The organism is Brevundimonas nasdae, assembly GCF_016654005.1.
Classification (GTDB): Bacteria; Pseudomonadota; Alphaproteobacteria; order Caulobacterales; family Caulobacteraceae; genus Brevundimonas; species Brevundimonas nasdae.
Genome location: NZ_JAEPWN010000022.1, coordinates 1 through 5,970, shown reverse-complemented (window position 1 = coordinate 5,970; position 5,970 = coordinate 1). Strand labels below are relative to the sequence as shown.

Here is a 5,970-nt window from a genome sequence, read left to right as displayed (position 1 = left end):
CGCGGGCGGTGGGGCGCCAACGCTTCTGCGCAATGGCGGGAGGGTTTTCGCTCCCGGCGCGTCAGCGGGCAGAGCGGCTTGAATGATCTGATCACAGCGCCGTTTACGACCGTCGATGTAAGATTCAGCTTTCAAATGACATCCAGCGGGTCGAGACTCGAAGGTGGAAACGAGGGTTCGTCGCGCCGCCGAAGCGCCGGACTGCAGCTCAATCTCGATATCGAAAACGGGTTCGACGCCCGTCGTGAAGCACGGTTGGGTGATGGATCTCTTGCGCCGGGCTACGGTCGCGATGTCCAAGATCCGATGGGCCGGACCGTCCGCTTGACGTTGCAGCGCCGGTTCTGATGTCGCGTCTGGGTTGACGAGGCTGGTGAGCCTGGAGGAGAGTGTCGGCTTAGCGAACGATGGTCCGGGGAGGGGTCATGGGGAAGCGACCCTTACGCGCAACGACGCGTGAAGCTCTCGAATCGACCTTTCGGTCGAGCGCCGAGGGTTTGCGAGCCATAACGCGGCGCGTGGAAGGCGATGGGGCTGATCTGGCTCAGGAGGCTTGTCTAAAGCTCGTCGAAACAGCAGCGCGCGAACCCATCGGTGCGCCGACGCATCTCTTGTTTCGACTGGCGCGGAATCTGGTGATCGATCGACTGCGGAACCGGACGCGAACCTCGCGTCTGTTCCGGTCTGACGAGGTCGCCTACGATCAGCACCCCTGCGCCTCGGCCGATCCGGAGCGCGCCCTCCTGGCGACGGAACGGCTGCGCAGGGCGCTTGAAGTGATTGACGCCATGCCCAGTCGTCGTCGAGAGGCCTTCCTGCTGCACCGGATCGATGGGTTAAGTTATCTCCAGATCGCCCGCGCTATGGGCGTCAGCGTCAAGGCGGTCGAAAAGCACCTTTCTGCGGCCATGTTCGAACTGATGCAGAAAATGCAGGCAGAGGAATTCGACAAGTAGGGAATAGCGGCGTTCGTTCGTCTATGATGATATTCTTCGGCCTTCCCAGCCGTCAGCGTTCCGGCTCATGATCCTAGACGACGAGATTCATCAAGAGGCGGCCCGATGGTTCGCCGCTCAGCGCCGCGGACCTATGTCCCTGGGCGAACGGGAGGCGTTTGACGCCTGGCGCGCTGAGCCCCTTCATCAGGCCGTGCTCAACCGCATGCATGAGGTTTGGGGCGAGCTGGCGACTGTCGGCGAGATGATCCCCGCGCCGCGCCCCCAGACACGACGGCGCCGAAATCGCGCCGCCATTGCTGCGATGGTGGTTCTCGGTCTTGCGGGCGGTTTGACGGCGGGCGCCGCGTGGAAATTCGACCGAACTTCGACAGTGACCGGCATCGGCGAACAGCGGAGCCAAGAACTGTCTGATGGAAGCATCGTCGCCCTGAACGTCGTGACTCGTGCGCGATACGACATCAACGCTCGTGAGCGCGTTGTGCATCTCAACGAAGGAGAGGCGGCCTTCGTTGTTCACAAGGATCCTGACCGTCCGTTCCGGGTGAGGGCTGCCGGCTACGAGGTGCGGGCCGTCGGCACGGCTTTCAATGTCCGTAATCGCGACCAGAGTCTGGACATCGCCGTCAAGGAGGGCGTCGTAGAGGTTCGACATTTGAACGGTGAGGCCAAGCCCGTGATGTTGCGGGCGGGGCAGCGGCTGCATGTCGCGGACACCTCAGCCAAATCGCGAGAGCGGCTGAAGATCTCCGAGATTTCGGCGACCGCTGTCGATGAATGGCGACAGCGCGTTCTGACTTATGAGGACGTCCCTGTTGAATTGGTGATCCGCGACATCAATCGCTTTTACGACCGTCCTATCGCCGCCGATCCGGCCTTGGGCCGCCGTCACGTGACGCTCCGGCTGGTGATTGACGATCGGACCGACACGGTGCAGCGTTTGGCCGCTTTGCTCGGAGCGGACATTCGCGATATCGGCCGCGAAGATCATCTCAAGCCGGCCGGCTGAGGTTGTCTCATAGTTTCAAAAAAATTTGGCCGCAGGTAGGGTATTCGCCGCCTGAATCGTCAATCCCTTCAAACAATGATCTCTTGGGAGGGATAGGCCTATGGTGTTGCGGTATTCACGTGTCCATTTCTTGCGTTTGCGTATGCTGGCGGGGGTCGGGTGCGCGGCCTTGATGATTGCGGCTACGCCGCTCGATGCATCGGCCCAGTCGGCGGTAACGTCTTTCAACATCCGCCCTGCCCCCCTGCCGCAGAGCCTGCTTGAGTTTGGGCGCCAAGCCGGAATTTCCGTAGCCGTCGATCAAACCCTTACTTCTGGGCTCCGAGGTCGCGCGGTCGCGGGCGACCTTCCGGTCGGCGAAGCGCTGGATCGATTGCTGGCCGGGACCGGTCTCAGCGCCGAGTTCGCCGGACCCAACGCCGTGCGCCTCGTCCGCGCGGGCCAAGGGGATGCAGGGGGAAACGACCTCCGGCCGGCCGATCAGGACGGGAGCGGCCAAGAGGCGACGAGCATCGCGGACGTGATCGTCACCGCCCAGAAACGTGAGGAGTCGATCCAGGACGTGCCGATCGCCGTCTCGGCCTTCTCGGCCGAGAACCTGGATGCGATGAAGATCGAGGGCGGGTCCGAGTTGTTCCGGGCGATCCCGAATGTGACCTTCTCCAAGGGCAACTTCAGCATGTATAATTTCTCGATCCGTGGGATCGGGACCAAGGCGGTTTCAGCATCTTCCGACCCTGCCGTCGCCGTCAGCTTCAACAACACCCCTCTGATCCGGAACCGCCTGTTCGAGCAGGAATACCTGGATGTGAACCGAGTCGAGGTTCTGCGCGGTCCGCAGGGCACGCTCTACGGCCGCAACGCCACGGCGGGCGTCGTCAACATGTTCCCCAATCTGCCGGGGCCTGATTTTGACGCCATGCTGAAGGTCGAGGGCGGAAACTACGGCTCCATGCGCGGCCAGATGATGGTCAATATCCCGATCACCGAAACCTTCTGGGTGCGGGGGGCGGCCAGCCTGACCAAGCGGGACGGCTTCGACTACAACACCTTCAACGAAACTCACGTCAACGGTCGCGACCTCTACTCCGTGCGCCTGTCGGCGGCGTGGGAGCCGACGGACCAGTTTCGCGCCAATCTGATCTGGGAGCATTTCGGGGAGGACGACAATCGCGCCCGCACGGGCAAGCAGTTGTGTACGACCGATCCGGGGCCGACCCAGGTCGGGAGCTACAATCTGACAAGCCCATATCTCCGCGGCGTGCTGAGCCAGGGCTGCTTGCCGGGCAGCCTCTTTGAGGACGAAGCCTATGGCACGCCTAACGGCGTTGGCATGGCCCAGATATGGGCGGCGGGGAATGTCACTTATGGCTACCGAGGCAATCCTCGGCAGATAGTATCCGGTATAACGAGGGGGACAGATCCTTACGCCGGTGTCATCCAATCAACTAATCTTCGGGAAATATCTACTAGTTATGATCCGAAGTTTCGCGCAAACAACGATGTTCTTCAGCTGAATATCGAGTATGATATTTCGCCGTCCCTAACATTTATTTCGCAGACGACATACGCCAAGGACTACTTCTGGTCTACGCAAGATTACATGAGATATGTCTCTAATGAGATATTCAATAGGAGCGACTACGATGATTATAGAAACATTCGAGGCGTTATAGTTAAGGTTGATGACACTCAGTACAATGCGGCTCCGGGTGGTGTTTACACTGACCCTCAGCTAGGTCCATCAAGTCGTATGCTTGCTGTTGATCTGAGTCAGTCGAAGAACGAGCAGTTTTTCCAGGAATTTCGGCTTCAATCTGATTTTGATGGCCGGTTCAATTTCAGTCTCGGGGCGAACTACCTGAAATTTGATACTCAGGATGATTACTACGTATTCAATAACGTGTTCACCATGATTGCTGAGCATTGGTATAATAAAATTCAGACTCCTAATGGCGGCATGTCTATTCCCTGTGTGGATGGGAAGCTGAACGAGTGCGTATACGTAGATCGGTCTTCGATCGAAAACATTGCTGGCGACGGCCATAACTATTTCCGAAGCAAGAACGAGGTGACGACTGAATCCTATGGGATTTTTGGTGAGGCCTATGTTGAACTTTCGGATTCTCTGCGCCTGACGGCGGGGTTGCGGTACACCGACGACAGCAAGACGACGACGCCGTATCCGACCCAGCTGCTGCTGGGGGTCAGGGACAGTCTTGGTTACGGGCATCTGACCGGAGGGTCGATCGCAAGGGGTTTTGAGGCTCTGCCCGATATCGACCAGTCATGGTCTGAGATGACGGGTCGGCTGGTGTTGGACTGGAAGCCGACTGAAAATCTGATGACCTATGCCTCCTATGCTCGGGGGTACAAGGGGGGCGGGTCCAATCCGCCTCGCGCCGGCATCAATCCGATTGTGGTGCAGTATCTGCCGCAATCCACCACCTTTGAGCCAGAGTTCCTCAACGCCTTTGAGGTTGGGGTAAAGAGTAGCCTTCTGGATCAGCGTTTGCGGCTGAACGCCACGGCCTTCTACTATGACTATAAGGACTATCAGGTCTCTCAGATCGTCGACCGTATTTCGCTGAACGAGAACTTTGATGCGGAAAGCATGGGGTTGGAACTGGAGGTCGCCTATCAGGTGACGTCTCAGTTCAGGTTGGATGCCAACTTCGGTTTGCTGAAAACGCGCATCGCCGATGGCGAGGGCTCTATCGATGTGATGGATCGCACGCAGGGGAATAAGGACTGGATGGTCCTGCGTCCCTGGGTGCAGGTGCCGTCGAACTGTGTGGCCCCGACGGCGATTGTCGAGAAAATCGTGAGTAGCGCCTATGGCGATGGTCTGAACCAGCTTGCGCTGCAAGTCCTGTGCGGCGGGTCCAAGAATTATGGATCATTTGACCCGACCTTCGTGGGGGGTACGCCCTTCTGGGCGCTGTATGGCATCACCTACAACCCGCTGACGGATGCGCCCAATAACGGGCGCGGCTTTATGGCTGATATTGGCGGAAACGAGCTGCCGAATGCGCCGCGATGGACAGCGAGCATTGGTGCTGAGTATGTCTGGAATGTGGGGGGTGCTGACGTAAGACTTAGGGGTGATTACTATAGGCAGGCTGAGAGCTATTTCCGTATATACAATACGGAATATGATAAACTTGAATCATGGGGGAATATGAATCTATCCCTATCTGTCGAAAATGTTTCAAGCGGACTGACAGTCAGTGGCTATGTAAAGAACGTTTTTGACGATGCACCTATTGTTGATGGATTTACCAATAGTGACGACACTATGTTGACGACGAATGTATTTACGTTAGATCCGAGGATATTTGGTCTGACAATCTCAAAAGTCTTCTAAATTGGTGTTGACTCAATTGAGTTAAAACGTAAGTATAAATGTAGTGAAAAATGGTTTTCAGTTCGCTCTAGATGAATAAGGGTATGGATCATGACAAAAGTTATTTCTTTAATCTCTTCCATTGCTGCTATTTCACTATTGAGTGCGGCGTCTGTTAGCGCTGCTGATTTTGCCACGGCTCCAGGTACTTATAAGGCCTCTGGTCTTCTTGAATTGTTTCAAACCATTCCGGATGTCGCATGCCAAGTCGATATGGATATTGTCGTCGACGCCGCTGGGAACGCCAGGACGACCAACGTCGTCTTTAGCCCGGGCCATCCCCTGTGCGGGTCCTTGATCCGTCCGCTGACCACCAACTGGGATTTCGTAAAGCTTTCCAAGGGCGTGGATACTGGCCAGTTTCAACTTCAGAATGTCAGTGTCCAGGCTGGAGCGGGAACCTGCCTGGGTACTTTGACGCCGCTCACTCTTCGGTGGGGTAGCAACCCGAACCAGATCCAGGCGAGCTCGGCGACTGTTGCTGGTTCGCCGGCGGTCTGCAATGTTGCCGGCATTCTCAATGTGGTGCCGACGGGCTCCACCGTTGGCGACTTCCGGATGCAATAGAAGTCACCTGAGCGCATTCCTCATGCGCTCTA

4 protein-coding genes and 1 pseudogene are annotated in these 5,970 nt (G+C 57.2%); all 5 read left to right on the top strand.

The genetic code is table 11. The features are described 5' to 3' along the window. Nucleotides 1-348: pseudogene (locus JKF87_RS18075) on the top strand (TonB-dependent receptor); the annotation flags it as partial. Between the two features lie 59 nt (nucleotides 349-407). Beyond that, entirely contained in the window at nucleotides 408-956 is a 549-nt protein-coding gene (locus JKF87_RS18070) for an RNA polymerase sigma factor (protein ID WP_307418395.1), read from the top strand. Nucleotides 957-1,023: 67 nt separating this feature from the next. Then, nucleotides 1,024-1,965: a FecR family protein gene (locus JKF87_RS18065; protein WP_201101268.1), complete on the top strand. Its 942-nt coding sequence runs from the start codon at nucleotides 1,024-1,026 to the stop codon at nucleotides 1,963-1,965. Between the two features lie 172 nt (nucleotides 1,966-2,137). Then, nucleotides 2,138-5,332, top strand: a complete 3,195-nt coding sequence (locus tag JKF87_RS18060) for a TonB-dependent receptor domain-containing protein (RefSeq protein WP_236261499.1) — start codon at nucleotides 2,138-2,140, stop codon at nucleotides 5,330-5,332. A gap of 90 nt (nucleotides 5,333-5,422) precedes the next feature. Continuing rightward, nucleotides 5,423-5,938, top strand: a complete 516-nt coding sequence (locus JKF87_RS18055) for a hypothetical protein (RefSeq protein ID WP_201101267.1) — start codon at nucleotides 5,423-5,425, stop codon at nucleotides 5,936-5,938. The last annotated feature ends 32 nt before the right edge of the window (nucleotides 5,939-5,970 follow it).